Here is a 25,551-nt window from a genome sequence, read left to right as displayed (position 1 = left end):
CGGCATGGCCAGCAGCGGCACGGGCCCGTTCTACTGCCCGGCCGATGAAAAGGTCTATCTCGACACTTCCTTCTTCGGCCAACTGGCTCGCCAACTCGGTGCACCGGGGGACTTTGCTCAAGCCTACGTGGTCGCCCACGAAGTCGGTCACCACGTTCAGAACCTGCTTGGCTACACCGACCAATTGGATCAAATTCGCCAGAGGGTTCCCGAGGTCGAATACAACAAGTATTCGGTTCGATTGGAACTGCAAGCGGATTTCTTTGCCGGAGTGATGCTGCATCATGCGGAAAAGAAATATCGCATCATTGAAGACGGTGACATCGAAGAGGCCATGACGGCCGCACGGGCCATCGGTGACGACACCCTGCAGAAACGCAGCCGAGGCTACGTCCAACCCGAGACGTTCAACCACGGCACCAGCGAACAGCGGTTGCGTTGGTTCACCAAAGGATTGAAAACGGGCGACCTGAATCAAGGCGACACATTTCAAGCCGACCAGCTTTAGAGTGCTGGTGTGTTGAGACGGGTGTGGGTTCACGGTGGGGACCACCGTGCTACAGAAGACGACGACTGCCGGAATGCAATCGAGCACTCTCAGTATTCATAGTCGTGCATTTCGCTCTGATCACGAGTCCCAAGAGCCCCCCACAATCCAAAGGGACTTGGACTTCCGGGTGCCCGCTCGCCTTCCCCATTAAGAACCACTGTTCCGACACCCCATCCCCCCGCGCAATCAATCGAGTCGGTGATGAATTTGATTGATCCGTCCGCCATCGCAACATGGCCGCCGCCTTGATGCCGGCTGCTCATGGTCAACGTGCCGATCGTGGTTGCATCGCCACCGAAACAGAGTGCCGCATTGGGGTGCAACGTTGTGTTGAATCCGGTCATCAACGGCATCGCGTCTGCCCAGCGAAGCCCGCGTGCTTGCCCTGGGTTGGTTGGAAGCTGAACCTTCCCAACTTCCCAAAACATTGGCCGCGTGGAATCGATTTGCGTGCGACAGACCTCTACATCATCCAGCACGCCTCCGCCCCAGCCGTTGTTCAACGAAGGAAACGTTCGAATGTCGTTGTCGCCCAAGTCCGTGCAAATCTCGCCGAGCAAAATCGTCGAGGACAAACCGTCTTTCACATCGCTATAGGACGTGATCATGCGAGGCACGAAGACACCGCGTCCAGTCGCTTCCATTTGCAACTTGCCACTGGCAGACCAAGCGGTTCCGTCGTGTATCCACAATCCTTCATCCAAACCTTCGATCGCATCACCAAGGCACGCGGCGTAATTCGTTCGCCCGAGCGAGGGCGATCCCAATCCAGGATCAGATGGGCACCGATAAATCCCGACTTCGTTTTCCCATGGGGTGTACGCCGCGATGGAAGGCGATGGTCCCATGGGTTCATACCGATGTTGCACGTCACCCCCGCCCATCACTCCATAATCCACTTCGTCGTAGGGTAAGAAATCGTAATCCACATCACTATGATCGCTCTCAGGCGGTTGCCCCACGTAGCCTTCGCTGATCGCTTCCCAAAGAGGAACCTTGCCGACGAACGGCGTGATCGACACCAGATAACTCAACCGAAACTGGTTGGTCGTCAGCGGATCATTCGCGTTGTTGAACGTCCCCGTTCCGTGCGGCGGCAAATGCTCAAATGCGTCGTGGTACTGAGCCACACCGAGAGCGATTTGCGAGAGGTTGTTGGAGCAACTCATTCGCCGCGCCGCCTCTCGTGCCGCTTGCACCGCAGGCAACAACAACCCAACCAAGATCCCAATGACGCCTGTCACAACGAGCAACTCCAACAGCGTGAATCCGTTTGGACGTTGTGATCGCTTCATATCATTCTCGCAAAGATAGAAAGTGGGATAGGCTTCCAGCCGGTCGACTTGATCGAAACTTTTTACGCTCGACGCATACTTCCCTCGGGGGAATCCGTTAGTCTAACGTCCTGCGGCACGTGGCGGTTTCGTGCCTCGAAATTTCCCAAGAGAACTTTTATCGGTGATCAGCCCCGCGTCTCGTCTGTCTCCCGCGGATCCTAACTTCGCAATCGAAGTGATCCAGTCTTGCCTGACGTCTGCCATCCAGTGCGGTGCCAGCGACGTGCACATTCAACCACGATTGGAATCGTGGGAGATCTCCTTTCGAATCGACGGCGTGCTGCAACCGGTTGAATCGTTCCCGCGAAGCGATGAAAGCGATCCGGTTGCACGACTCATGGCGTTGGCGGGAATGCCGTCTTACCGAATGGGCGTGCCTCAGGAAGGCCCTTTGCGGTGGCGAAGCGGTGGGACTAATCGCAACGACGCGGGCGACCCAAACACTTCGGACCACGAAATGCGTTTGGGCATTTTCCCCACCGTCCACGGCAACCGAGCCGCTATCCGAATCATGGAAGAACGTGAAAGCGTTCGGCAATTGGACGAACTCGGGCTTGATGCGGGCACGCTGGATCGGCTCCAAACCATTTGCGACGCTCGCGACGGTTGGTTGCTGGTCGCCGGTCCGGCAGGCAGCGGCAAAACCACGACGCTGTACGCCTGCCTGTCGCACATCGCTGGCGGAGAGTTTCGCAGAAGCGTCCTGTCGATCGAAGATCCGATCGAATCCGTGATCGACTCGATCAGTCAAAGCCAACTGCAATCTAGCAGCGGATTGACACTGGCTTCCGCGATGAGAGCCGCCGTTCGACAAGATGCTGAGGTGTTGCTGGTCAGCGAAATTCGCGACGTGGAAACGGCCGAAGCTGTCCTAGCAGCCTCCATGACCGGCCATCTGTGCTTCTCATCCATCCACGCGGGAACCATCGGTGGAACACTGCGTCGATTGGTGCAAATGAATTTGCCAACGTTCGCGATTCAGAGCGGACTCCGCGGCGTGCTGTGCCAACGCTTGCTACGCCGGCGATGCGATGTGTGTGACTCCGCCCCAAAGGCGACGAAGGATTGCCCGCGCTGTCACGGCACGGGATACGCCGGGCGAGTACCGATCTCACAAATCGTTGACTTGAACGATCCCCAATGTGGACCAGCCGTTTTCGATGCCTTGGCAAAGCAACTGCCCGCATCGGACCTCGACCGAATCCTTGAAGACGCCGGCATCGATTCGCTGCGTTGCCAAGCCGAACGATTGATTGAAGAAGGCGTTACCGACCGAGAAGAAGTCTTCCGCGTTTTGGGGCGAACCTCATGACGAGCAACCCGAATCCAACGCCCGCCTCGGCAACCAACTCTTTCGAACTCAACGACGAGTCGTTGGCTCTGTTGCTGGAGGAGGTCTCCGCCATGGCTGCGTCGGGACGTTCCCTCGTCTCAGGCTTGGCGGGATTGAACGACGCGGCACTGGGGCGTCTTGGTCGCGCCGCTGAATTTGTTCGCGTACGTGTCAAGCATGGCCAATCTCCTTCCGTCGCGATGGCATCGTTGTCCCTGCCGTATCAGACGCCGATTCGCATCGCCATGCAAATCATGGCTGAGACTGGTTCGACCGCCGCCATCCACGAAACCGTCCGACTCATTCGCCAACGCGAAGATCAACAACAGCGAACCTGGCTGTCCGCGATCAATCCGCTGCTCAACATGGTTGTTGCGTCGGTCGTTGTCTTCTTTGTGTTGCCATGGATCTTAGTTTCGATCGCTGAATCGCAACCCATCGCGTCACCGTTTGCACCTTCCGTCGATCAGATCGTCCAAACGTTTGTCCAAAACTACCTGCTCGCTGCGTTGGTGGTGATCGTCATCCTCTCGTGTTTTGCGGCGTGGATGCACTGGGGAATTCGCCGTTCGATCCGCCGCGCACAACCCTCGCGTCACTTGGCGACGTTTTGTCGATGGCTGGCGATCCAGATTGAGATCCCAAACGCGAACATCGAAACCGCTCGAGCAATCGAATCCGCCGCGGAAGTCGCTGTTTCCGATACGCCAGCGCTTTGGCGAACCGTGGCAACCAATGTTCGTGCGGGCGCGACGTCCCAACAATCGCTGGACTTCCCACCTGATACACCGGCCCCGATCAAGGAATGCGTTGTCGATTTGGTCACCGGGAAACGAGACGCCGACCTAATCGCCCGTGACTTGCGCAAGCTGAGCGAACTGCACGATGAAAGAGCCAATCGGCAGCAAAGCTGGTGGTTGCAAAACGTCCCTCACTGGATCGCCTGGATCCTGATGATCGCGATTATCGTCGTTTTGTTGCGAGCCGCGATTTCACCGCTCCTGCATGCCATTGGGGAGTTCGCCTGATGACGTTTCCGACGATCTCCGACCAAGCCGAATTAGAAATGTGGTCCGTCATCCGAGATGACGCTCGATCAAGTCTGTCTCGTGCAACCACGATCGGCTTCATCTACCTAATCGCCGCATTGGCGGTGGGAACCTTCCTGCTCTCCGCGGTCGCAGAACTCAGCGAGGACGCCGTCTACTACGTGGGTTGGGAAGAGAAAGAGGTGGTGGTTACTTGGATGCGAAGCATGATATGGGTTTACGCTGGCATCGCTGTGATCGCGGGTTTTGGCTGGCTCTTAGTTCAACTCTCTCTTCGCGGCAGTTTGCCGGTTTTCGTTGCAACCATCATCAGCAAGATTCCAGGGCTTGGTCGAGCGATCCAGACGATCGCCCTGGCCAACTTCTGTCAATCGATCTACCAATCGGTGGTGAACTCAAAAACTTATGGCGATGCCTTTCGAGCCGCATCCGACGAAACGCGATTCACTCCGCTTCGACTCTGGATCGATCGATCCGCTGCGAGATTGGACTCCGGCCAATCATGGGAACACGCCCTTCTCCGCCCACCAATCAAAGACCATCCATTGGCGGCGGTGATTGCGATGGGGCAAAGCCAGCTATCACGTGAGGAGACCATCCGCATGTGGCACCAAGCCGCTTCGGACAGCCACTGGTTGCTTCAGACTCGATCGCAACGCACCGTCAGACATCTCTTCCGAGTGGGATTGATCGGTGCGTTGTTCACCGCTGGACTTGCGATCTTGTCGACCAACACAAACATCGTTTTGATGTTGGATGGCTTGACCTATTCAGGCGGGTGGTTTTAGACATGGGTCACTCACTACCCTTCATTGCAGCTGCCATCGCGTGCGGATTATTCGCCGCCACGTTGCGTACGATCAAGTGGAATTTGATCACGCAGCCGGTGCCGCGCTTTCGTCCCTTTACCATTCGAGTCTTTGCATTTCTTGAATGGGTGCTCTGGTCAATGAGCGTCCTTGCGTTGGCGAGCTCAGCGCCCCATCCGATCACGTTTGTGCTGCTGGCCATGATGATCGGAACGTTATTTGTCGCCAGGCGTTGGACTTACCGTGAAGAAGCGGAGTCGTTGAATCGTTGGATGCGATTGGCTGCCGGCACTCGAGCCTCGGTTCCTGTCCTGGCGGAATCGCTCGCCAATGGTTCATCCAGTCGCATTGCGTTTCGAGGCAAAACGTTCTCTGCTCGTCTGATGCGTGGCGAATCTTTGGTCAATGCGGTCCGGCGATCGAAGCTGCCAATCACCGCGGACACGTTGGCTGCGATCCAGCACCCTCAGGCCACGACCACGACGCCCGACTCATTTGCCGACAAAACTTTCCGATCGCAGGTTCGCCAGCAACAAAGCATCGACGCCGGCACACCTGTCTCCGCTCCGATCGTCGCGGAACAATTGATCTATCTCATCGCCACCATGTTTTTGGCGTGGGGTCTGGGGTACTTCATACGAGGCTTCATATCCGAGCGATTCGAATATATCGCCGAGGAGTTCTTCGATATCGACTCGAACATCAATGACATGTTGCAAACAATCATGTCAATCTATGAAGGCCTGATGATCCTAGTATTCATTTGGTTCATGATGGCGATCTTGATTCGATGGCAACCCGCCTGGTTAATCCGCTGGATCCCGTGGTTTGGCAAAGATTCCATCGCTCGCTGGCGTTGTGAAATACTACGTTCGCTGAGCATTGGCATGCGATCCGAACATGCCGAATCGGAACTACTGACATTGGCGTCGCAGTCATCTGGCAATCGTTGGATCCGAAAACGATGCCGCAAAGCATCTCGGTTGATCGAGAACGGAACCACATTACCCGTCGCCCTTCGCAGATCACAAATCGTGACCGCGAAAGAGCGGTCTTGGCTGACCAGCGCGGCGAGAAACCACCACCTGCCATCCGCAATTGACCAATTGGTTGACAACATCTCGCGTCGAAGATCGCTGACATGGAAAGTCAGAATGTCTTGGCTGATTCCACTCGCGGTCGTCTTGGTCGGAGTTTACGTGATGGCCCACATTGTCACCGTGTTTCTGTACCTGACCAAACTCACCACAGCAGTTAGCTAAACGTATGAGAGCGGCTCATCCCAACCGGCCACGACACAAAACCCGCCCAGGTTTCACATTGCTTGAAACCATGGCTGGGTTTGCGTTCCTAGCCGTTGCGACGGGTTTCGCGGTCCAGATGCATCACAGCGGGCTCTCGTTCGATCGACATTCCATGGATCGGCTGGAACGACAACTCGCAGTCGAAAATGTGGGGCAACGATTCTTGCTGATTCCCTATGAAGACATCGAACGCGTTGCTGAACAGCGTGGTCCCGAATCCGACATTCAAATCCAAATCGATTCCTTTGAGACTGGCTCCCATTCCGGATTGCATTTAACAATCCAAACCACGGTTGATTCGCAGACTTTGCAACACCATGTGTGGAGAATGGAGCCCGCCGAATGACTCGCCGCAATGGTTACACTCTGATTGAAATGGTGATCACGCTATCGATCGTGATCGCGATGCTCGGCGGAACGCTTGGATTGGTGCGATTGGTTCGCACCAGCAGCAAACACGCTAGCGACGCGGCGATCCACCGCCAAGAGATTCGGCGATTGGCGAACGACCTGCGCCGCGACGTTGGATCGGCCGGCGCGATCGAGGTAGTCGAGTTGAGGTTGATCCTGGAATCCACCAATGATTCGCGAATCACCTACGAGTTCGATTCAGAAACATGGTTTTCTCGCAGTATCAAATCCGCCGATTCAAAACAGATCGCGTCCGACCGATACCTCATTGACGAACGCTCGCAAGTAAAACTTCGCCTACAGCCGATCTCGGACGAGAATCCCGAAACAGAACCATCACTGGTCGAGTTGACAATCACGCTGCCAGATCGTCCTTCTCAACCAATTCAGATCCTTGCCGCTCCGAGGATGCCAAATTGATCCCGAAACATCGTTTTGATCCATGTCGTTCCCATCGGCGTCGCCGAACACCTCGCCGCGGCCTGGCCGCATTGGTGTTGGTGCTCGCCTTGGCATTGCTCGTGGGCACCTTCGCGATCGCGATCGGCAAACACGCCGCGAACTCACGGAAACACGAGCGTGATCAACAAATGATCGCCTTGCTTGAATCCGCCATCCACACCGCACAAACGATCAACGATGACCTAGCGTCTGACCTTCGACTTCCGGTCGACGACAAAGCAAACGTTTGGATCGAAGTGAAGCTCGTCGATTCCGACAATCAATCCAAACAGATCGAAGCCACTCTGGTTCGCAATGACCGCCCTGGCATGTCCATCCGACGCCAACAACGAGGCAACTCATGAACATTCGCCACCGTCCAACCAAACTCACGATCGCTGGTCGCCAATCACACTTTCGCCGTCGCAACCGGGCGTTCCGCAATGGCTTCACGCTGGTGGAGTTGCTGGTGGTGATCGCAATCATCGGCGTCTTGGTCGGTTTGTCCGCTCCCGCACTGCAATCGATTCGCGAAACGACCCGGCGTGCGGCCTGCCAATCGAAACTCGTCCCCATCGGCTTGGCAATCCAAAGCTACCACGATCGATGGATGCACTTCCCCGTTGGGACCGTCCTTGCCCCCGAAGACGGAATCTCCGGGCCAATCGAGAGCACCGCCGAGGGCAACCATCACAATTGGTTGGGGCGGCTGATGGATCTTTTGGACCAACCCGTTGTGGCCAATCGAATCGATCGATCCGTCAGCGTCTACGACGAGGTCAATCAACCGGTGTTGCAACTTCGCCTCCCACTGTTTCGATGCCCTTCCTCCGAGCACAATCCCGACAACGCCAGCAACTACGTTGGGCTGCATCATCCGACTGAGAAGGCCATTGATGAGAGCGACCACGGTGTCTTCATCCTCAACGTCGCCATCACGCGAGACGATGTGACGGACGGGTTGGCCAACACCGCTTTCGTCTCGGAGAAACTATTGCCGCTGGATGATCTGGGTTGGCTCAGCGGCACACGTGCGACCCTGCGGAATGTGGGCGGTGGCATTGAAACCAGCGTTGATCGCTTCGCACAGCCGGTCACCTCAGCGGTTGGTTCGGTCGGAAGTCGTCACCCAGCCGGCGCCCACTTTTTGTTTGGCTCCGGCGAGGTTCGCTTTCAAGCATCTGAAACGGACCCTCGAATCTTGGAACAAATCGTCGACCGTCGCGACGGGCAATTGCCGATGCACTTTCAATCCATCGAAACACTGCGTGAACAAAGTTTGAAATGAACGATCCATCGCTTGAAAAGGATCAAGTCGATGGCGTTGCGTTGAGCTGGTTTTTCATTTGGTCCATCGTGCTATCAATCGGTTTGGCTGGCTTCGCTGGAACGAGCGATCCCGATTCCATGTCGGATGAAAGCCAGCTCTTGTTTGCATGCTCTTTTGGTGGGCTCGCGGCAACATGGACGGCGATGGGTACCTGGGCAACGCTGATCCATGTCGAGAAGGAACCAAACGCAAAACGCCAAGTGCAACGTTGGCGAATCGCTGTGGGATCCTTCCTGCTCATCAATGCGATCGCAATGGTCTTGGCACTGCAATCCATGCCGTCATTCGCCGCTCAACTCCTCTTGCTGGCCAGCACATCGTGCTTGGGACCGTTTCTGATTTGGCAATGGTTCCGACGTCCGATTCACCGCGGCCCGACACCGCCAACCGGACAGCGCAACATCCGTCAGATTTTGGGAATGGCGGTGACGATTGCCGCCGGAAATGTCCTGTTTAAAATCGCCAGCGGTTGGTTAAGTCTGTTCGATGCCACCGTCACGATGATGCTCAGTATTGCAGCGTCGTGGACATTGCTCACACTCACGCTGCTGGGACGCCAATGGGCCTGGATTTACGGATTGGCCCCACTGTGCTTGGCTCTGCCTTTCGTTGTCCTATTCATCATGGACCTCGAGAAAAACAACGCAGATGAACAAGCACTGATAGTCTCGGGAACCTTCGCAGGCTTTTATCTATTTTCGCTGGTCTATCTGCTCTTGCTCCGATCAAGCGGACACCGCTGGTTCCGCATCACATCCAACGCAGAAGAGCCAGCCGCGGATCTCTCAAGTGCTTCGTCCCCGACCGCATCGATCAACACCGAACGCGTTCTCGGCACACAAACAAAAGCTTCCTAAGCAGTTCGGCAGGAATGATCGTATAGAATCTCACGTAGGCGAGTCTCTCTGAGACTCGCAAATGACAGCGTCTCGGAGAGACGCTGCTACGTGATAAAGCCCAAGGACTCCCGCTCACGTGCTTAACGGAAATCTCCCCGCCCCAAACGCTGGCCATCGCCGGGTCTGACGGTTTCCTTTCTTGGACGATCTGGCTGCATGATCAGAAGTCACTCGGTGGCGGACGTTGGTGATGAACGCACGCTGCTATGGCAAACCGCATCTCGCTGGGCACATCGAATCAACAGCCAGCGACTATCTCACATGAGATCCGGATATTGCCATACCGTCAAAAGATGGCCACTGTTCCCGATTGATCTCTGAAACCCCGAATCGACGTTTTGAATTGGTGCGTCCATCCGACACCCCCACGCCGACGGTCGGAAGTTTCCATCTCGAAACAACGTGACTATCCTTGAACGCTCGGTTCAACTTGCTTCCTGGGACCCTTTCTATGTTTTCTGTTTTTGATCTTGGACGCCGCATCGGCACCCAGGCATCAGTGTTCGCCGTTCTCTTCTTTGCGGCATGTGACGATCTTCATTCGCAAGACATCACGCGGCGAGTGCTTGAACACAGTGACTACGACCACTGGAACACATTGACGGGCACCAGCATTTCCAACGACGGAAGTTGGATCGTCTACACCGTCCAAAGCGGTCAGATCGACGGCGAAGGCACGTTGCACATCCACCACGCCGAGACCGCTCGCGAGTACATCGTTGAGCGTGGGACGGGTGCCCGCTTCACCCACAACAGTCGCTTCATAATTTTTCGGGTTCCGCCGGAAAAGAAGAAAGTCAAGAAGCTTCGCGAGCAGAAGACGCCTGCTGATGAGATGCCTCAGACATCATTGCAAATTCTAGAACTGGAATCGGGAGAACTGTTAACTCTGCAAGGTGTGCGTTCATTTGGATTGCCGGAAGAGAACAGCGATTGGGTGGCCTGCCTGATGGAAGAAGCAACCGGCGACAACGAATTGAAAAAGACTGCCAGCGACGATCGCGAAGTCTACGAAGTCACCCCCGAAGGGCTGCAACGACCTACGAAGAAGCTGAAACTGAAAAGTCGCGAGGAACTCAATCGCCAACGCGGCCGAATCGAGTCGCTGATCAAAAACAAGAACTCGAAAGAAGACGAAAAGAATCATCCCGCCGAAGAGAATACGGATGACGACAAGAAGGATCACGAACAGAAAGAGAAATCGGTCGGCACGGCCCTCAAATTGATTCACCTTGATACCGAAGTGCTGCGGACGTTCCCGTTCGTACGTTCCTTTCGTTTCTCAAAGCACGGCGAACGACTCGCCTTTGTGACTTCGGTCGAAGCCCCCGAACCAACTAAGCCCTCACCATCGAACGAAGAAAAGGAAACGTCCGACAATCAACCAGACGGCAAGGATTCAAACGGCAAAGACAACCAACAACATGGTCCTGTCGATGGTGTCCACACGATCGAATTGGATTCGCTTCGCCACCGGACCATCATCAGCGGAATCGGCGAGTACAAGAACTTAACCTTCAGTGAAGATGGTTCTCAGTTGGCGTTCATCAGCAACCAAGACGACTACGAATCCGAGTCACCATCGTGGGCTCTCTATCAATGGAAGGCGAATTCAAAGAAAGCGAATCGTCTCGTCGGCGAAGGGGACGAGGGACTTCCAACCGGTTGGTGGCTGTCTCCACAATCCAGCCAAAGCTATTCAGAAGATGGCCGCCGATTGTATTTCGAAACAGCTCCCGTTCCTGAGGAGGTTCAGAAACAGCGTCTAGCCGAAGCGGAAGGTCGAGAGGTCGAAGAAGAATCCGACAACCACGCCAAACTTGACATCTGGCACTGGCAAGACCCTCAGCTTCAACCGCAACAACTCCTCGAGGCCGAACGAGAACGCAATCGTCGCTACCGGGCGGCTTTCATTTTGAAAACGAACCGAGTGGTTCAGTTGGAGGACAGTGAGATCCCTTCGCTTCGCATCGACCTTCGCTCACCTTCTAACATTGCGGTCGCAAACACCAACGTCCCTTATCGCAAAACACTCTCTTGGGAAGTTCCCGGCTTCCAGGACGTTTACCTCGTCAACTTGAATTCCGGGCACCGCGAGCGTGTACTGGAAAAGGTCCGATGGAATGCCGCCATTTCACCCCAGGGCAAACACATCGTTTGGTTTGATGCGAAAAACGGCAAATGGTTCGCCAAAGCGACCAAGGGAAAGAACACCAAGACAATCGAAATCAGCAAGGGGATCAAGCATCCTCTTTACGACGAACTAAACGATCGTCCGACGTTGCCGTCCGCCTACGGAACCGCGGGTTGGCTAGACAACGACCAAGCGTTCCTGGTTTACGACTCGCACGACATTTGGCAACTAGATCCAACTGGCGAAACGAAACCAATTTGCATCACGCTGGGAGAAGGCCGCAAGAACGATATTCGCTTTCGCTACCTTCGTCTCGATCCTGAGCAACGGTCCATCGACCGTTCCAAGACAATGATCCTGAGTGCATTTCGACGAGACACAAAGGCGAGCGGGTTTTACGCTCTTGATCCGCCGAGCAAAAAGGATGAAGCGGAGGAAGACATCCTTCGACCATTGATCATGCTGGACGAGAGTCTGTCGAGATTGAGAAAGGCCGAAGACAGCAACCAGGTTGTGTTCACCCGCAGCACGTTCAGGCGTTTCCCGGATCTTTGGACGAGCACGATTGATTTCGAAAAGATCCAGCGAGTCAGCGACGCGAATCCGCAACAAGACGAGATTTCGTGGGGCACCGCCGAGCTAACACATTGGAAGGCGCAGGACGGACAAGAGCTGAATGGGATTCTGATGAAGCCGGATGAATTCGATCCTGCCAAGCAGTACCCGATGATCGTCTACTTCTACGAACGCAAATCAGACAGCCTGCATAGCCACTACCCACCGGCTGCGGGCCGATCGATTATCTGCTTCAGCTTTTATGTCAGCCGTGGTTACCTCGTCTTCATCCCTGACATTCCGTACAAGACCGGAGAGCCAGGACAAAGCGCCGCCAATTCAATCCTTCCGGGCGTGGACCACTTGGTTGCCCAAGGCTTCGTGGATGAAGATCGGATTGGCATGCAAGGGCACAGTTGGGGCGGATACCAGACGGCTTACTTGGTCACACAAACCGATCGCTTCGCATGTGCCGAAGCTGGAGCTCCAGTAAGCAACATGACCAGCGCCTACGGTGGCATTCGCTGGAGCAGCGGAATGAGTCGAATGTTTCAATACGAGAGGACTCAAAGCCGAATCGGAGAAGACCTGTGGTCCGCGAGAGAGAAATACATCGCCAATTCGCCTTTGTTTTTTGCCGACAAAATCAACACTCCGCTGTTGATCCTGCACAACGACGAAGACGGGGCGGTCCCGTGGTATCAAGGGATCGAACTCTTCGTCGCGCTGCGGCGTCTGGAGAAACCAGCTTGGATGCTGAACTACAACGGCGATCCACACTGGGTCATGGGAGACCACAACCGCCGAGACTTTACGATACGAATGCAACAGTTCTTCGACCACTATCTCAAAGATGCCCCCGAGCCCGAGTGGATGGCCGTCGGTGTCCCCGGTGTCGACAAAGGGAACCGTTTCGGCTTGGACCTGCTCGAACCAGCCGAGGATTGAGTCGAGAAAAAGCACTGGCATCGAATAAAGCGAGGGCGTGTTTGACAGCTTCAGACAACCAGATCAAACGCCCGGTTTCCATACCAACCTGATCCCGCCAAACTCGGCTCAATCGGCTAAAATCCAGCCGACTTCAAACGTTTCCCAAGCATGGACGACATCTCGTCGCTCACATTCCCGCTATAAGCCCCAGGTATTCGACTTGTGACGCTCGCACGCAGACGCAGTTCGCCAATTCACGTTGACGGCATCGAGTACCGTTGGGCCGTTTCTGCTCGCGCTCTGTCGTCGCCCGAATACGTACTCTTGGTTGTACAATCCGTTGACAATGGACAGCGGATCGTTGTCACTGTCCCCCACCGCGACCGCTATCTCAACATCGAGGGGCCACCCCCGCCTGACTTCAATTACGACGCCATAACGCCATCGCTCGTTCGCAAGATCATGGCCGCTGCTGTCGACGCAGGCTGGACTCCAGATCGCCCCGGCACTGAGCTGTCCTTCGATCTTCAACCCAATGAAACTGTTACGTTGCGCTGACCGCTTTCAACATGGTTTTTAAGCTAGGCCGTCGGCACACCTTCCAAGTTTCGCGACCCCGGCTGGCCTTGGTACATTCCCCAGTAGTTCAGATGTCTTCGCTTCGTTCAGGGCGGTTTCGTGAAATTCTTCCGCCATCCGCCATCCGCCATCCGCCAACCGACAAATCCTGCATGAATTTGCTGCGAGTCTTCTTGCTGTTCGCCACCTTGCTCATTTACGCAATGACGGTGATTGCTTCGCTTTCTGAAGGGATCAACTGGCCAAGCGTCGCGATCAACGACTTGATGGCGTTCAACTGGCGGTCGCAGTTCGACACGGACTTTCTCATTTACCTTTTCCTCGGTGCAACTTGGATCACTTGGCGTGAAGGCTTCACCCCCAAAGGGCACTTCTTCGCGTTTCTGAGCGTGTTCCTTGGAGGCATGTTCAGCTTCCCCTATCTTCTGCTTGCGACCTTCCAAGCTGATGGTGATCCCCGAAAGATCCTGTTGGGAATCCACTTCACGCGGGATTGCGATGCCCCCGGCAGTGATCAATAGCACCAGAACGATGAACATGACGGCTCCGTGTGACCTGCTCCCTTTTTCTGATACAGGGGCAGTGAGAAAATCAGGGCTTCATCTGGCCGGGCGGGCCCGGCCAGATGAAGCGAAATCTTCGGAGGCCAGGTTGCCCAAAGCGCTATGGGGTCGATGTTCGTTGTAGTCAACTCGCCAAGCTTCGATCTTCTCCTTGGCTGCGCCCGAGCGACAGAAACCAATTTTTGTTGAGGCATTCAGCTCGGACGCTTCCGTTGAAAGATTCAATGAATGCGTTATCCGTTGGTTTTCCGGGCCTACTGAGGTCGTGGTTGATTGCTATGATGGCTTCGGATTGGAACCAGGCCACGCAGCAATCAGGATGACAGATTTTGCCTTCGTACTACGACATCATTGGTGACATCCACGGGCATGCGGAGGAACTGGTTGAGTTGCTGTTGGAGTTGGGGTACCAGCGATACGGTCAAGGGTTTCGACATGCGGATCGGATGGCGATTTTCGTGGGAGACTTGATCGATCGTGGGCCCGCGATCACAGAGGTGATCCAGATCGCTCGTTCAATGCTTGATGCCGGTGACGCTCGTGTGGTGATGGGCAACCACGAGTTCAATGCAATCGCGTTTCATACCGCTGTGCCAGGGTCCGCGAACCAGTGGTTTCGTGAACGTTCGGAGAAGAATCGCAAGCAGCACCAAGCCACTTTGGATCAGTTGTCGACGCGAGAATTGGCCGATGCGATCGCTTGGTTTCGAACGCTACCCGTGGCGGTGGAACTGGACGGTGTCCGTGTGGTGCATGCGGCTTGGATGGAGGACGGAATTGACGAAATCAATCGGTCGCTGGATACGTTCGGTCGGTTCACACCTGAATTTTTGGCAGAGGCCACGAGAACTCCAAGTGAGTTGTACAAAGCCGTCGAAGATGTGCTGAAAGGACCGGAACTGAAGTTGCCGGCTGGGCACGAAATCGTCGACAAATCCGGGCATGTGCGAGACACGGTTCGGGTGAAGTGGTACGAGCAGCCTGCGGGACGGACCTACCGTGGCTATCATTTCGGATCCGACGACGTCCCCGATTTGGCGGTTCATCCATCCGCAGTAGAAGGATTGGTTGGTTATCCGCCCGATGCTCCGCCAGTGTTGGTGGGGCATTATTGGTTGACGGGAACACCGGTTCCGTTGGCGGTCAATGTGGCTTGCACCGATTACAGCGTGGCCAAGAATGGCAAGTTAGTGGCGTATCGCTGGGATGGCGAAACCGCGTTGTCGGCGCAGAAGTTTCATTGGGTTGGAAAGGAGTGACCGATGCTGGATTGGATCAAGGTGGCCGGGAAGCTGGCGTATGACCGTCCGACACGCGAGCGGTTGCTGGGGTACCGACCGGTGGTGATTTGTTTGATCCAGTCGCTCGAACGGGACGCGTTTCTGTTTGTCCAACCCGCCGCTGGTCGTGGAGCATGGATGCCACCGCAAGAAGGCATCCCGCCGAACGTATCGGTCGAAGAGGCGACGTCGCAATGCTTGGACGTCGAGCTTGGCGTCAGTCGAAAGCAGATGCATTTTCGGCGTTCGGTTTGGTTGGGACGCAAAGCAATCCCGGAGCGGCAAGGCAGTCGCGACGTTGAGTTTTCGATCCGGCCTATGCAGGGCAAGTCGTACTATGGATCGCTGAGCAAAGTCGCCGAAGACACGCCGATCACACACAATCCTGCCGAGGTTTCGGGGCACGAGTGGATGACGCTCGATCAAATTCGCGACCGTATGGATGGCAACTCAGACCGCAAACGCGAATTGATGCGAGTGTTGTTCGCGAAGCTGGTAGGGATGGAGCTTTGAGAACGGGAGCCGGACGCTGACGCGTTGCGGCCAGAGAGATCCGGCGAGAGCTTCGTGAAGCGAGCGTAGGAAGCTAGGCCGTCAGCAAACGGTCGATCATTCGTATCAGCAATCTGCTGTCCAGCGGTTTGGTGGTGTAGTCCGTGCATCCGACGCTGAGGCACACGTCGCGGTCGCTGTTCATGGCGTTCGCGGTCAATGCGATGATAGGAAGCTCGAAGCCCCGTTTTCGCAGTTCGCTGGTTGCGTCGTAGCCATCCATGATGGGCATCTGCATGTCCATCACGATCAAATCAACATCCTCAGCGTCACCGGTTGCCATGAATTCGACCGCTTCTTTTCCGTTGGTCGCTGTCACCACTTCGCCGCCGGCACGCTCAATGAAGTGCTGGGCCAGGTAGCGGATGTCTCGTCGGTCATCGACCACCAATACTTTTGCGTCGAGTTTGATTTCACCGTGAGGAACATCGGCTGATACCGAAAGGGCGAGGTTCGGATTGACCAGCTGAACGTGAGGGTCGACCTTGACCGACAAAGTGAACCGGCTTCCGACCCCGTACTGACTCTCCACGTCGACTTGCCCGTTCAATGCGTGCGCGAGTCGGTGACAGATAGCGAGTCCCAATCCTGTGCCGCCGAACGAACGCGTCGAGGTGTTGTCGACTTGCACAAAAGGATCGAACAGTTTGTCGATTTCGTCGGACGGGATACCGATCCCCGTGTCGATCACATGAAATTGAAGTCGGCTGTCTTCTTCGTCGAATCGAACCGTCAGGCGAACGACGCCCTCATCGGTGAATTTGATCGCGTTTCCGACCAAGTTCACCAGGATCTGTCGAATTCGAATTGCATCAGTGTGGATGATCTCGGGAACCGGTCCGTCAAACTCGATCTTCAGCGGCAGCTTTTTTTCCGCAGCACGAACGTCCATCAACGATCGAACCTCCGCAACAATTGCATCTGGACGAACCGGTCGTTTGGCGACCTCGAGTTTGCCTGCGTCGATCTTGGACAAGTCCAAAATGTCGTTGATGATGCCCAACAAGAAATTGCCATTGCGACGAATGGTGTCAACGACTTGCAAGTTGTCCGGGTCCTGCAGATGGTCGCGAAGGATATCCGCGTGACCCAGGATGGCGGCCATCGGAGTGCGGATTTCGTGCGACATGTTTGCGAGGAACTCGCCGCGGGATCGGTTTGCGGCTTCGGCCGCGTGTCGTGCGTCCTGCAGCGATTGCTCGAAGAGTTTTCGATCGGTGATGTCTTGCATCGTTCCGATCACTCGCTCGGGAATGGATCCGGGGTGCCGCTCGTCGAACAAGAGCAGCCCCGAATTGACGATCCAACGAACCTCGCCATCAGCACGCACGATCCGATGTTCCAACTTGAAGCTGTGCTTGACGTCTTTGCCAGACAACGACAAAAACAGTTGCCGGTATCGAGCACGGTCTTCCGGGTGCACTCGATCGAACATCGCGTTTCGTGGGAATGTTTCTCCGATTTCGATTCCGAAAATGCGATAGATTTCGTCGGACCAAACGCAGTCCGAACTGCGGATGTCCAAATCGTAGGTGCCGAAGCCAGTCACTTCGGCGGCAAGCTTCAGGCGGGTCTCACCCGTGCGGATGTTGTGTTCCGTTTCTTTTTGTTCCGTGATGTCGATGGCGGCGACCATGCCTGAGACGGGCACGCGTTTTCCATCGACCTCGTCAAAGAAAATTCGTTTCCGAACACTCACCCATCGAATCTCTCCTTTGGGGTGAACCACTCGGTGTTGGGTTGCGAATTCGCCAGTGCCATCGGGTTCGAGGGACGCTTTCACTTTCTGTTCGATGTCGAAAACATCATCGGGATGAAACCGCCGGTGCACTTCCTCTCGGGTGACTTCTTGGTTGGCTGGCAAACCAAACAGCACCGCGGCTTTCTCGTCCGCCACCGCTCGACCGCTCAGGTAGTCAATCTCGATGATCCCGAATTCAGCCACCGACACGGCGAGTCGCAAACGCTCTTCTGTCGTGCTCTGACGTCTCAAGGATCTGGTCCGGTTGGTCGCTCGGGAGGAACTGAATCGAAAAAGGAGGTGTCGATCCACGGAGAGGATGGAAGCCAGCGTCACGCTGTTGATACGGACCGTTGTCTTGGCACGGAAGAACTTAGCACGGAAGCAAAGATTGGGCCGCTCGATCCACGCGTTCTAACGCGAAACGCTGCTTCGATCTGATTCGGATCGTATCATGCATAGTGTCGATTGAGCGTTCCAGGAATGCAATGCGAGAAGCACTGCGAAAACTGCTACGTCAGCCGAATTGATTCCATCGCGGACGATGGCGGTTGGCTTGGTTGCGGCGCGAAAGCGAGCAAGTCGTACCGTCAGCGGTCAGTCTGCAAACATCGTTCGTCGTCGAGCTTGAATGCAGCGACATTGCTTCCGCATCCGAAACGACGGCGGCACGATACTTGCATCTGAGCAACGAGGTGACACGTTCCACAGACTGCCGCCGGCGGATCCGTTTTGAGAATGAAAGACAGCAACTTGAAAATCTATTTGGCGAGCGGGGACGACGGGCAGCGGAAGGTGTTGCAAGCCAACTTGGAATTGCTCACGCATCAGGTTGAACTTTCTACGCCGTCACCCGCGGTCATGATTCGGCGATGCCAAGAGAACCCGCCCGACATCGCGGTGGTGGGAACGCGATTTCAGGAAGACGATTGCTTCCGCTTGTTGAATGAGCTGAGCGAGCTGAATGTGTGCCCAGCCGTTGCGGTTCTGGAGCACCAGGACGTTGATCGGTCTCATCGGTTGATGGCGGACCAAGTCATGGGTGTCCTGGTTCAACCGGTCAACGACCGGGATCTTCGTACCGCGATCTACCTGGCTCGACGCCGGTTTGATCAATCCAAGCTGATGAAGCAACGGATTTCTGAACTGAAAGAAACGCTCGGACACAATGACGATGAACCCATTGACGACGAAAGTGAAGAAGCTTCGCCATGAATGAAGACATTGGCCGATCGAGGACGATTTATTTGGCACACGGCGACGAATGCTCGCGTCGTGTCATGTCGACAATGCTCGAAGCACTCGGGCACACGGTTCCCGTCGTCACAGAATCAGGCAAGTGTCTGATCGAGCACTCGGTGCACTGTCCGCCGAATGTCATCGTCGCGGCACCACGGTTGTCTGACATGGACGGCATTGAGGCGTTGATTCGAATCGGCGAAAAACGTCCGGTTCCCGCGATCATCGTCGCCCGAAGTGATGATCTCGACAAAGTGGAACGAGCCTTGGAAGACCATGTGATGGCTTACTTGGTTGAACCGCTGACGACGGAAAGTTTGCAACCAGCTATCTTTCTCGCTGAGCGACGATTCAAACACTTCGAGGACTTGCGTCGCCAGGTCGCCGAGCTGGAGGAGAAACTGGAGCACCGTCGAATCATCGAACGGGCAAAGGGAATCGTGATGCAGGTTCGTGACCTGGGCGAATCGGATGCTCATCGGCTTTTGCAGAGCACGGCCACTCGAAGCCGTCAGAAGCTCATTGATCTCGCGAAGCACGTTTGTGCGACGGGTGATCTTTTTTCGGAAGTGCCGAAACCGAGGCATTGATCTCGCGATGACTTCAGGCGGCGTGAGCATTTGCTGACGCCGTTTGCCAGTGCGACTCGGCTACGTTTGCTCAAGACGCGTTTGCCAGGGCTGCTTTGGGACTTGGTTCCGCTGTTGTCGTTTCAGACTTGCTTGGTGAATGATTCGGAAGGAACGTTTTCAATACCAAGTGAGTTGGATAGTAGAGCAGTGCTGGTAGGCCGACGAATAGCATTGTGAGCCAAGCTGTTGGTGGCATCCATTGTTGCGGCTGAGCGTCATCCATTCCGTAGACGTAGTTGATGTTGTGAGGCTGGTTCGGGAAGTCCAACGTGGCGCCGGCTGGTGGCATCACGAAATAGCAGATCAATAGCAACATCCACGCGGTGCCGGTCCAAGCAAACAGTGCTCGCCGGTCGTAACCGAGTCGCCACACCAGATAGATCAGCAAGATCGGCAACCAAAAGTGAAAGAAGGACAGGCCGCGTGCGAACAACGAGATGCCCGGGTCAAACATGTAGTCGGTCATTCCCGTGACGGGCATTCCAATCAGTTGCCCCACGAAGTCGACTTGCCAAAGCAGTTGCGGAATCGTGATCCCAACCGCTGCCATCGACGCAAAGAGAGGGCGCTGCGTCCACACCGCGGCGACAGCTAAAAACAACGCGACGTCGCAGAAATAAAGGAAGTTGGTCGGTCCATACTCTCGCCAATAGTACGGTGTGAGAACCGCGACGAAAGCGGTGAAAGCGAGTTTGATCCAAAGTGGGATTGGCTGGGAAGAGGATTGATCATTCATGAGTTGTTTTCCGGCGTTGGTTCGGGCGGGTTGCTCCTAACCATGAGCCCGACAACTCGCGGTCGCTTCGCGAAAATGAAGGCGATTCGCGAAGAAATTTTTAACCGTGTGGACACTCTGATTCAGCGGGATGCTCGGGCCAAAATCAGTCGACGGTGACGAACTCGTTGCTGTTGAAAAGAGCCAAACACAGGTGGGCCAGTTTCTCCGCGTTGGTCGACGGGCTCGCATTCAGGAAGTCCTGGACATCGATCCGTTCTTCGGGTGTCGGGAGCCGACTGAAGGAGCGAAGGAAGATCGCATCGACGCGTTGTGCATCAGTGGGATGGTCCTTGGCGATCGACTCGGCCATTGATCGAGCCAAATTCAGCGAGAACTGCGAATTCAAAAGATGCAGCGATTGTGGTGCGGTCGTTGAAATGTCTCGGCGAGAACAGCTGGTGTTCGCGCTGGGACGATCGAAGACTTCAAAGATTGGGTAACGCAGGTTGCGTCGAGCAAAAACGTAGATGCTGCGCCGATCATGCTCGGAGCGATCTTCCGTGACGTTCCATTGGTTCACGAGCAAGGTGCCGACCAGCTCTTTGGGAAGCGGTGGGCGAACACCTGGACCGCCGGACTTCCAGTTGATTTGTCCCGAGGCAACCAGCATCGCATCGCGAATCGCTTCGCCCTCGAGCCGCCAGCGTGGATAGCGGGAAAACAGTTGGGCATGCGGGTCAGCTTTCTGTGCCTCCGCCCAGGCATCTCTTTCGGAGTCGGTTGCATTCTTGTCGAGTCGGCTTCGTTGACGATAGGTGGCCGACGTCACAATCATTCGATGCAAAGACTTGAGACTCCATCCTTGCTTGACGAATGAGGACGCGAGCCAGTCCAGCAGTTCAGGATGGCTGGGCTCGGAACCCATCACACCAAAATCACTGGGCGTGCTGGATAGCCCCGCACCGAAATGATGTTGCCACACGCGGTTGACCATGACCCGCGCGGTCAAAGGATTCTCGGCATCGACCAACCAATCCGCCAAGGCCGTTCGAAGTCCCGCCGATTTGTTCGATGGTTTCGGCGAGTAAGCATGCGTTTTCGATGAAACGACTCGGATCGCACCGGGGCTGAGTTCAGGACCTGGACTGCGGAAGTCCCCACGCAGCATCACGTGGCTGGAGTGTGCCGATGGAAACGATTCGCTTAGCGTCGAAAGTGAACGGTTCTTCTTGAGAGGGACAGATGGTTCAAAGATGGCACGCAGTCGATAGAAGTCCGCTTGGCTGATCGGATCGTACTTGTGATCGTGGCATTGGGCACAACCGACTTGCAAGCCGAGAAACACCTCGCCGATGGTCGACGTCAATTCGTTCAAAACCGTGTGCCGACGTTCATCGATCAGGTTGATGTCCGGCATGTCCGGTCCTGAAAGGCAAAACCGCGTTGCCGTCAAAGCGGAGCCGTCGTCCGGATCCGTTTCGTCGCCAGCAATTTGAAGTCGAATGAATTGGTCATAGGGCATGTCATCATTGAGAGCGGCGATGACCCAATCGCGATACTTCCACGCGTTGGGTCGGAGCTTGTCATGCTCGAAGCCGTCCGTTTCAGCGAAACGAGCCAAGTCGAGCCAGTGCTGCGCCCATCGTTCGCCGTGTCGAGGCGAGTCGAGCAAACGATCGACCAGTCGCTCATAAGCATCGGTTCGTTTGTCCGATTCGAACTCGGCGATCTGAGTTGGCGTCGGTGGCAATCCGGTCAGGTCGAAGCTCAATCGCCGAATTAAAGTTCGACGGGAAGCTTCGGGTTGTGGCTGCAACCCGCGTCGCCCAAGTTCGAATTGGACGAAATCGTCGATTGCATTTTGACGCCAACCAGCGTTGGAAGGCTGCGGCACTTTGACTTGTTCGATGGGTAAGAACGCCCAGTGCTCACGATCGTATTCGTCGATGGGCAACTCGACATAGTCAGCGGCATTGTCGTCGGCCGTGACGATGCTCGGAAGGTTCGACGTGCCGATGGCAAAGGCACACAGGACGGTCAACGCATTCAGGCAACTCGCGTTTATGACTGACCACAACTTTCTTTGTGAAGTAGACATCAACCGAGGATCCCTTCGACGGCTTCCGCTTCATCCGGACCGGTCAAACGTTTGTCCAATCCGTTGTGAAAGTACGTCAGGTCGTAGTGATCCATTCCCAACAGATGCAGAAGCGTCGCATGGAAATTGTTGACGGAAACTTTGTCCGTGACCGCTCGCAGTCCGATTTCATCCGTTGCGCCGAACGCACGACCACCGCGAATTCCGGCACCCGCTAGCCAGACGCTGTAGCCCCAAGGGTTGTGGTCGCGGCCCTTTCCTTGTTCGCTCATGGGCATGCGTCCGAATTCGCCACCCCAGATGACCAACGTGTCTTCCAACAACCCGCGTTGCTTGAGATCTTGCAACAGGCCAGCGACGGGTTTGTCGGTTCGCCTGCAATACTCGGTGTGATTCTTGTCAACGTTGGCGTGTGCGTCCCAGCCATTGGTGTCGCCAGAATACAACTGAACAAAACGCACACCGCTTTCGAGCATCCGACGGGCCAACAAACAACGCTCTCCAAATTCGCGTGTTTCTTTTTGGTCAATGCCGTACATCTGTTTGGTTTGCTGAGTCTCCTTCTGAATATCAACCAACTCAGGTGCTTCAGATTGCATTCGGAACGCTAGCTCGTAGGCCTTCACGCGAGCGGTCAATCGATCGTCAAATTCGCGTTGTTCGAGATGTCTTTGGTTCAGCTTTTGAATCAGGGAAAGATCAAGCCGTTGTTGTTTATCGGTGACGCCCGGCTGAGGTTGCAAATCAAGGATTGGCGATTTCCCCGGACGCATGGTGACGCCTTGGTAAGACGCAGGTAGATAGCCGTTTCCCCACGCCGGCGGTCCGCCCTTGAGTCCTCCGCCCGGATCGGGCAACACGACAAATGCGGGCATGTTCTGGTTTTCAGATCCCAATCCGTAAGCGACCCAACTGCCGACGCTGGGATTGCCCATCAAGATGCTGCCCGTGTTCATTTGATAAACGGACTGCGGATGGTTCACGCTGTCGCCGTGCATCGACCGGATCACACAAAGGTCGTCGGCGTGTTCGGACATGTGCGGAAGGAAATCACTGATTTCCAAACCTGATTGGCCTCGAGGACGAAAGCTGCGGATGGGAGCCAGCAACGGATTCTTCTTGACGTTGCGACGCGTCATCACGTTGCCAAAACTTTCCGGCAACGGCTGGCCACTGTACTTGGTCAACGCTGGTTTGGGATCTAAGAGATCCACGTGACTGGGGCCGCCGTGCATGAAAAGCCAAATCACTCGTTTGGCACGCGGGGCGAAATGCGGCTGATGAACGCCTGCACCCGAGTTGGCTTGCGCGAGTGAGGCACAGGCTAGCATTCCCATTCCACCGCCCGCATTGGCGAGGAAACTTCGCCGGGATTGCGATGGGATCTGATTCGAGGTGGGGATCTTCATGGCCGCGTGGATCAGTTGGGAGGGCTCGGTGGAAGTTTTGGGGTTTCCGACGGAGCAATGTCGTGCTGAGTCTGTCGTCCTGAATCTGGTTGGACTCACTATAACGAACGTGCGAAGCCGTTGCGACGAAAAGACGTGACGGCGGTTTGTGACGCTTCTCACCAAACGCGTTAAGCAGGTACGCAGGTTTCATCGGGTATGTGAGCCGTTGGCGTTAGCCACGGTTTTCACGCACAACCGGGGCTAACGCCCAAACGGCTCACATGGTTGTACTTGATCATTCCTGCCGACCTGCTTAGTTCAGCGGATGATGAATGCTGGACGGTGATGTTTCACCGGATCGAGCAAGCGGATTTTATTGGGCCGGATTGCAGGTTGTCTTTGGTGCCAGCTCAGCGGCGAGATTGTTTTTATGCGATCATATGTCGATCGAAAGTCCGACCGTTTTCGAAATGCTCGCGTTTCATTTGAATCTTTGAGATCGGACTTCGTCCCTCCGTCCCGACACGTCCATGTGCGGGACAAATCCCACGGCAAGGTCTCTCAATATGTTTGTGTCTCGAATTCTTTTGTTGGTCAGCATCGCCATGCCTGTGATGGCAAAGGGCAACGAGCATGTCGTTCATTCCTTTGAACGAAAACAACTGACCGGCACATATTTCTCCGAAGGTGCGAACGCGGCGGACGTCAACGGAGATGGCGTGGCGGACATTGTCTATGGTCCGTACTGGTTCGAAGCACCGGTCTATTCAACGAAGCATGAAATCTACCCGCCTGTTCCACAAAACATGGATCGGTATGCGGACAACTTTTTCAGTTGGTTGTATGACTTCAACGGAGACGGTCGCAACGATGTCTTCGTCGTGGGATTCCCGGGGACACCCGCCTATGTCTACGAAAATCCCGGTGAAAGCGGATTGGGTCAGCATTGGCCAAAACACCAAGTGTTCGACTGGGTTTCCAATGAGTCTCCGCAATTGTTGGACATCGTTGGTGATGCGAAACCTGAGTTGATCTGCACCCGGGATGGCTTCTTCGGATTTGCCACGGTCGATTGGGAACATCCGTTGAATGCATGGGATTTTCACCCGATCTCCGAACAAATCGTATCCAAGAAGTTTGGGCACGGGTTGGGGATTGGGGACGTCAACGGAGATGGACGCCAAGACTTGATTCATTCAAAGGGTTGGTTCGAACAACCGATGACGGGAGCATTGTCATCGCGATGGTTCCATCACGAGGTTTCCCTGAGCGAAGGATACGGCGGGGCTGAAATGTATGTTTACGATGTCGACGGCGACGGTGACAACGACATCATCACCAGCCATCGTGCCCATGATTTCGGTTTGGCGTGGTATGAACAGATCCCTGGCGACGGAAACGAGCCCCGGTTCAAGCATCATTTGATCATGGGGGAGCATCCTTCCGAGAACAAATACGGCATCGTGTTCAGTGAGTTGCATTCGGTAGCGCTAGCCGACATGGATGGCGATGGGTTGAAAGACATCGTTACCGGAAAAACCTATTGGTCGCATCACCGCCAGAGTCCTCAGTGGGACGCGGGGGCGGTTGTGTATTGGTTCAAACTGAATCGCAGCAGCGATGGTGTGGATTGGGTGCCCTACAAAGCTGATGGTGAGGCCGGCATTGGTCGGCAG

The 25,551-nt window shown here is 55.3% G+C and carries 22 protein-coding genes and 1 pseudogene; 17 read left to right on the top strand and 6 right to left on the bottom strand.

All coding sequences use genetic code 11. From position 1 onward, the window contains the following. Positions 1-508 (top strand): KPN_02809 family neutral zinc metallopeptidase (gene ypfJ, locus RE6C_RS18485; protein ID WP_039962502.1); only part of this gene is annotated, 508 nt, incomplete at its 5' end. 89 nt (positions 509-597) lie between these two features. On the opposite strand, the gene RE6C_RS18480 is transcribed toward ypfJ, so the two are convergent. Then, on the bottom strand, positions 598-1,845 hold the full coding sequence (locus RE6C_RS18480; RefSeq protein WP_008658944.1) for a DUF1559 family PulG-like putative transporter: 1,248 nt from the start codon (positions 1,843-1,845) through the stop codon (positions 598-600). 130 nt (positions 1,846-1,975) lie between these two features. Between RE6C_RS18480 and RE6C_RS18475 the strand changes: the two genes are divergently transcribed. From RE6C_RS18475 to RE6C_RS18420, 11 genes are all read left to right on the top strand, one after another. Then, positions 1,976-3,199, top strand: coding sequence for a GspE/PulE family protein (locus RE6C_RS18475; RefSeq protein ID WP_236618325.1), 1,224 nt, complete (start codon positions 1,976-1,978; stop codon positions 3,197-3,199). After that, positions 3,196-4,248 carry a type II secretion system F family protein gene (locus RE6C_RS18470; RefSeq protein ID WP_008658940.1) on the top strand — a complete coding sequence of 351 codons (1,053 nt, stop codon included), beginning with the start codon at positions 3,196-3,198 and terminating at the stop codon, positions 4,246-4,248. The genes RE6C_RS18475 and RE6C_RS18470 overlap by 4 nt, the downstream gene beginning before the upstream one ends. After that, the gene (locus RE6C_RS18465) at positions 4,248-5,057 is read left to right on the top strand and encodes a hypothetical protein (RefSeq protein ID WP_008658936.1); all 810 of its coding nucleotides are present in this window, start codon (positions 4,248-4,250) and stop codon (positions 5,055-5,057) included. The genes RE6C_RS18470 and RE6C_RS18465 overlap by 1 nt, the downstream gene beginning before the upstream one ends. A gap of 161 nt (positions 5,058-5,218) precedes the next feature. Beyond that, positions 5,219-6,340, top strand: a complete 1,122-nt coding sequence (locus RE6C_RS18460) for a type II secretion system F family protein (RefSeq protein WP_008658935.1) — start codon at positions 5,219-5,221, stop codon at positions 6,338-6,340. Between the two features lie 154 nt (positions 6,341-6,494). Beyond that, positions 6,495-6,728: a hypothetical protein gene (locus tag RE6C_RS18455; protein WP_236618324.1), complete on the top strand. Its 234-nt coding sequence runs from the start codon at positions 6,495-6,497 to the stop codon at positions 6,726-6,728. Then, positions 6,725-7,213, top strand: a complete 489-nt coding sequence (locus tag RE6C_RS18450; protein ID WP_236618323.1) for a PulJ/GspJ family protein — start codon at positions 6,725-6,727, stop codon at positions 7,211-7,213. Before RE6C_RS18455 ends, RE6C_RS18450 begins: the two co-directional genes overlap by 4 nt. Then, positions 7,210-7,599 carry a hypothetical protein gene (locus RE6C_RS18445; RefSeq protein WP_008658930.1) on the top strand — a complete coding sequence of 130 codons (390 nt, stop codon included), beginning with the start codon at positions 7,210-7,212 and terminating at the stop codon, positions 7,597-7,599. The genes RE6C_RS18450 and RE6C_RS18445 overlap by 4 nt, the downstream gene beginning before the upstream one ends. Continuing rightward, complete coding sequence (locus tag RE6C_RS18440; protein ID WP_008658927.1) at positions 7,596-8,522, top strand: DUF1559 domain-containing protein; 927 nt, start codon at positions 7,596-7,598, stop codon at positions 8,520-8,522. The genes RE6C_RS18445 and RE6C_RS18440 overlap by 4 nt, the downstream gene beginning before the upstream one ends. Next, positions 8,519-9,421: a hypothetical protein gene (locus tag RE6C_RS18435; RefSeq protein WP_008658926.1), complete on the top strand. Its 903-nt coding sequence runs from the start codon at positions 8,519-8,521 to the stop codon at positions 9,419-9,421. Before RE6C_RS18440 ends, RE6C_RS18435 begins: the two co-directional genes overlap by 4 nt. A gap of 493 nt (positions 9,422-9,914) precedes the next feature. Then, positions 9,915-13,100, top strand: a complete 3,186-nt coding sequence (locus RE6C_RS18430; protein ID WP_008658925.1) for a S9 family peptidase — start codon at positions 9,915-9,917, stop codon at positions 13,098-13,100. 713 nt (positions 13,101-13,813) lie between these two features. Further along, complete coding sequence (locus RE6C_RS18420) at positions 13,814-14,182, top strand: hypothetical protein (RefSeq protein WP_039962500.1); 369 nt, start codon at positions 13,814-13,816, stop codon at positions 14,180-14,182. A 78-nt stretch (positions 14,183-14,260) separates the two neighbouring features. Here the strand turns inward: RE6C_RS18420 and RE6C_RS30625 are convergent. Beyond that, a pseudogene (locus tag RE6C_RS30625) lies at positions 14,261-14,489 on the bottom strand (integrase core domain-containing protein); the annotation flags it as partial. 64 nt (positions 14,490-14,553) lie between these two features. Here RE6C_RS30625 and RE6C_RS18410 point away from each other — a divergent pair. Together RE6C_RS18410 and RE6C_RS18405 are read left to right on the top strand one after the other, a co-directional pair. Further along, on the top strand, positions 14,554-15,483 hold the full coding sequence (locus tag RE6C_RS18410) for a metallophosphoesterase (protein WP_008658921.1): 930 nt from the start codon (positions 14,554-14,556) through the stop codon (positions 15,481-15,483). A gap of 3 nt (positions 15,484-15,486) precedes the next feature. After that, complete coding sequence (locus RE6C_RS18405) at positions 15,487-16,017, top strand: NUDIX domain-containing protein (RefSeq protein WP_008658920.1); 531 nt, start codon at positions 15,487-15,489, stop codon at positions 16,015-16,017. A 73-nt stretch (positions 16,018-16,090) separates the two neighbouring features. On the opposite strand, the gene RE6C_RS18400 is transcribed toward RE6C_RS18405, so the two are convergent. After that, entirely contained in the window at positions 16,091-18,049 is a 1,959-nt protein-coding gene (locus RE6C_RS18400; RefSeq protein WP_173401809.1) for a PAS domain-containing hybrid sensor histidine kinase/response regulator, read from the bottom strand. A gap of 486 nt (positions 18,050-18,535) precedes the next feature. Between RE6C_RS18400 and RE6C_RS18390 the strand changes: the two genes are divergently transcribed. Beyond that, positions 18,536-19,012 carry an ANTAR domain-containing response regulator gene (locus RE6C_RS18390; RefSeq protein WP_008658910.1) on the top strand — a complete coding sequence of 159 codons (477 nt, stop codon included), beginning with the start codon at positions 18,536-18,538 and terminating at the stop codon, positions 19,010-19,012. After that, positions 19,009-19,626 carry an ANTAR domain-containing response regulator gene (locus RE6C_RS18385; RefSeq protein WP_008658909.1) on the top strand — a complete coding sequence of 206 codons (618 nt, stop codon included), beginning with the start codon at positions 19,009-19,011 and terminating at the stop codon, positions 19,624-19,626. The genes RE6C_RS18390 and RE6C_RS18385 overlap by 4 nt, the downstream gene beginning before the upstream one ends. A 70-nt stretch (positions 19,627-19,696) precedes the next feature. Here RE6C_RS18385 and RE6C_RS18380 read toward each other — a convergent pair whose 3' ends face one another. The 3 genes from RE6C_RS18380 to RE6C_RS18365 form a co-directional block, all read right to left on the bottom strand. Then, a complete protein-coding gene (locus RE6C_RS18380) occupies positions 19,697-20,404 on the bottom strand; it encodes a hypothetical protein (protein ID WP_008658908.1) in 708 nt (235 codons plus the stop codon). Positions 20,405-20,549: 145 nt separating this feature from the next. Next, positions 20,550-22,484, bottom strand: a complete 1,935-nt coding sequence (locus RE6C_RS18370; RefSeq protein ID WP_173401808.1) for a DUF1549 and DUF1553 domain-containing protein — start codon at positions 22,482-22,484, stop codon at positions 20,550-20,552. Next, positions 22,484-23,893, bottom strand: a complete 1,410-nt coding sequence (locus tag RE6C_RS18365; protein WP_008658906.1) for a DUF1501 domain-containing protein — start codon at positions 23,891-23,893, stop codon at positions 22,484-22,486. Before RE6C_RS18365 ends, RE6C_RS18370 begins: the two co-directional genes overlap by 1 nt. Before the next feature lie 548 nt (positions 23,894-24,441). Here RE6C_RS18365 and RE6C_RS18360 point away from each other — a divergent pair. Then, the coding region (locus RE6C_RS18360; protein ID WP_039962497.1) for an FG-GAP repeat domain-containing protein at positions 24,442-25,551 on the top strand (1,110 nt) is incomplete at its 3' end.

This window comes from Rhodopirellula europaea 6C, assembly GCF_000338295.1.
In the GTDB taxonomy this organism is placed as follows: domain Bacteria; phylum Planctomycetota; class Planctomycetia; order Pirellulales; family Pirellulaceae; genus Rhodopirellula; species Rhodopirellula europaea.
This window is presented reverse-complemented; position numbering and strand designations above follow the sequence as displayed.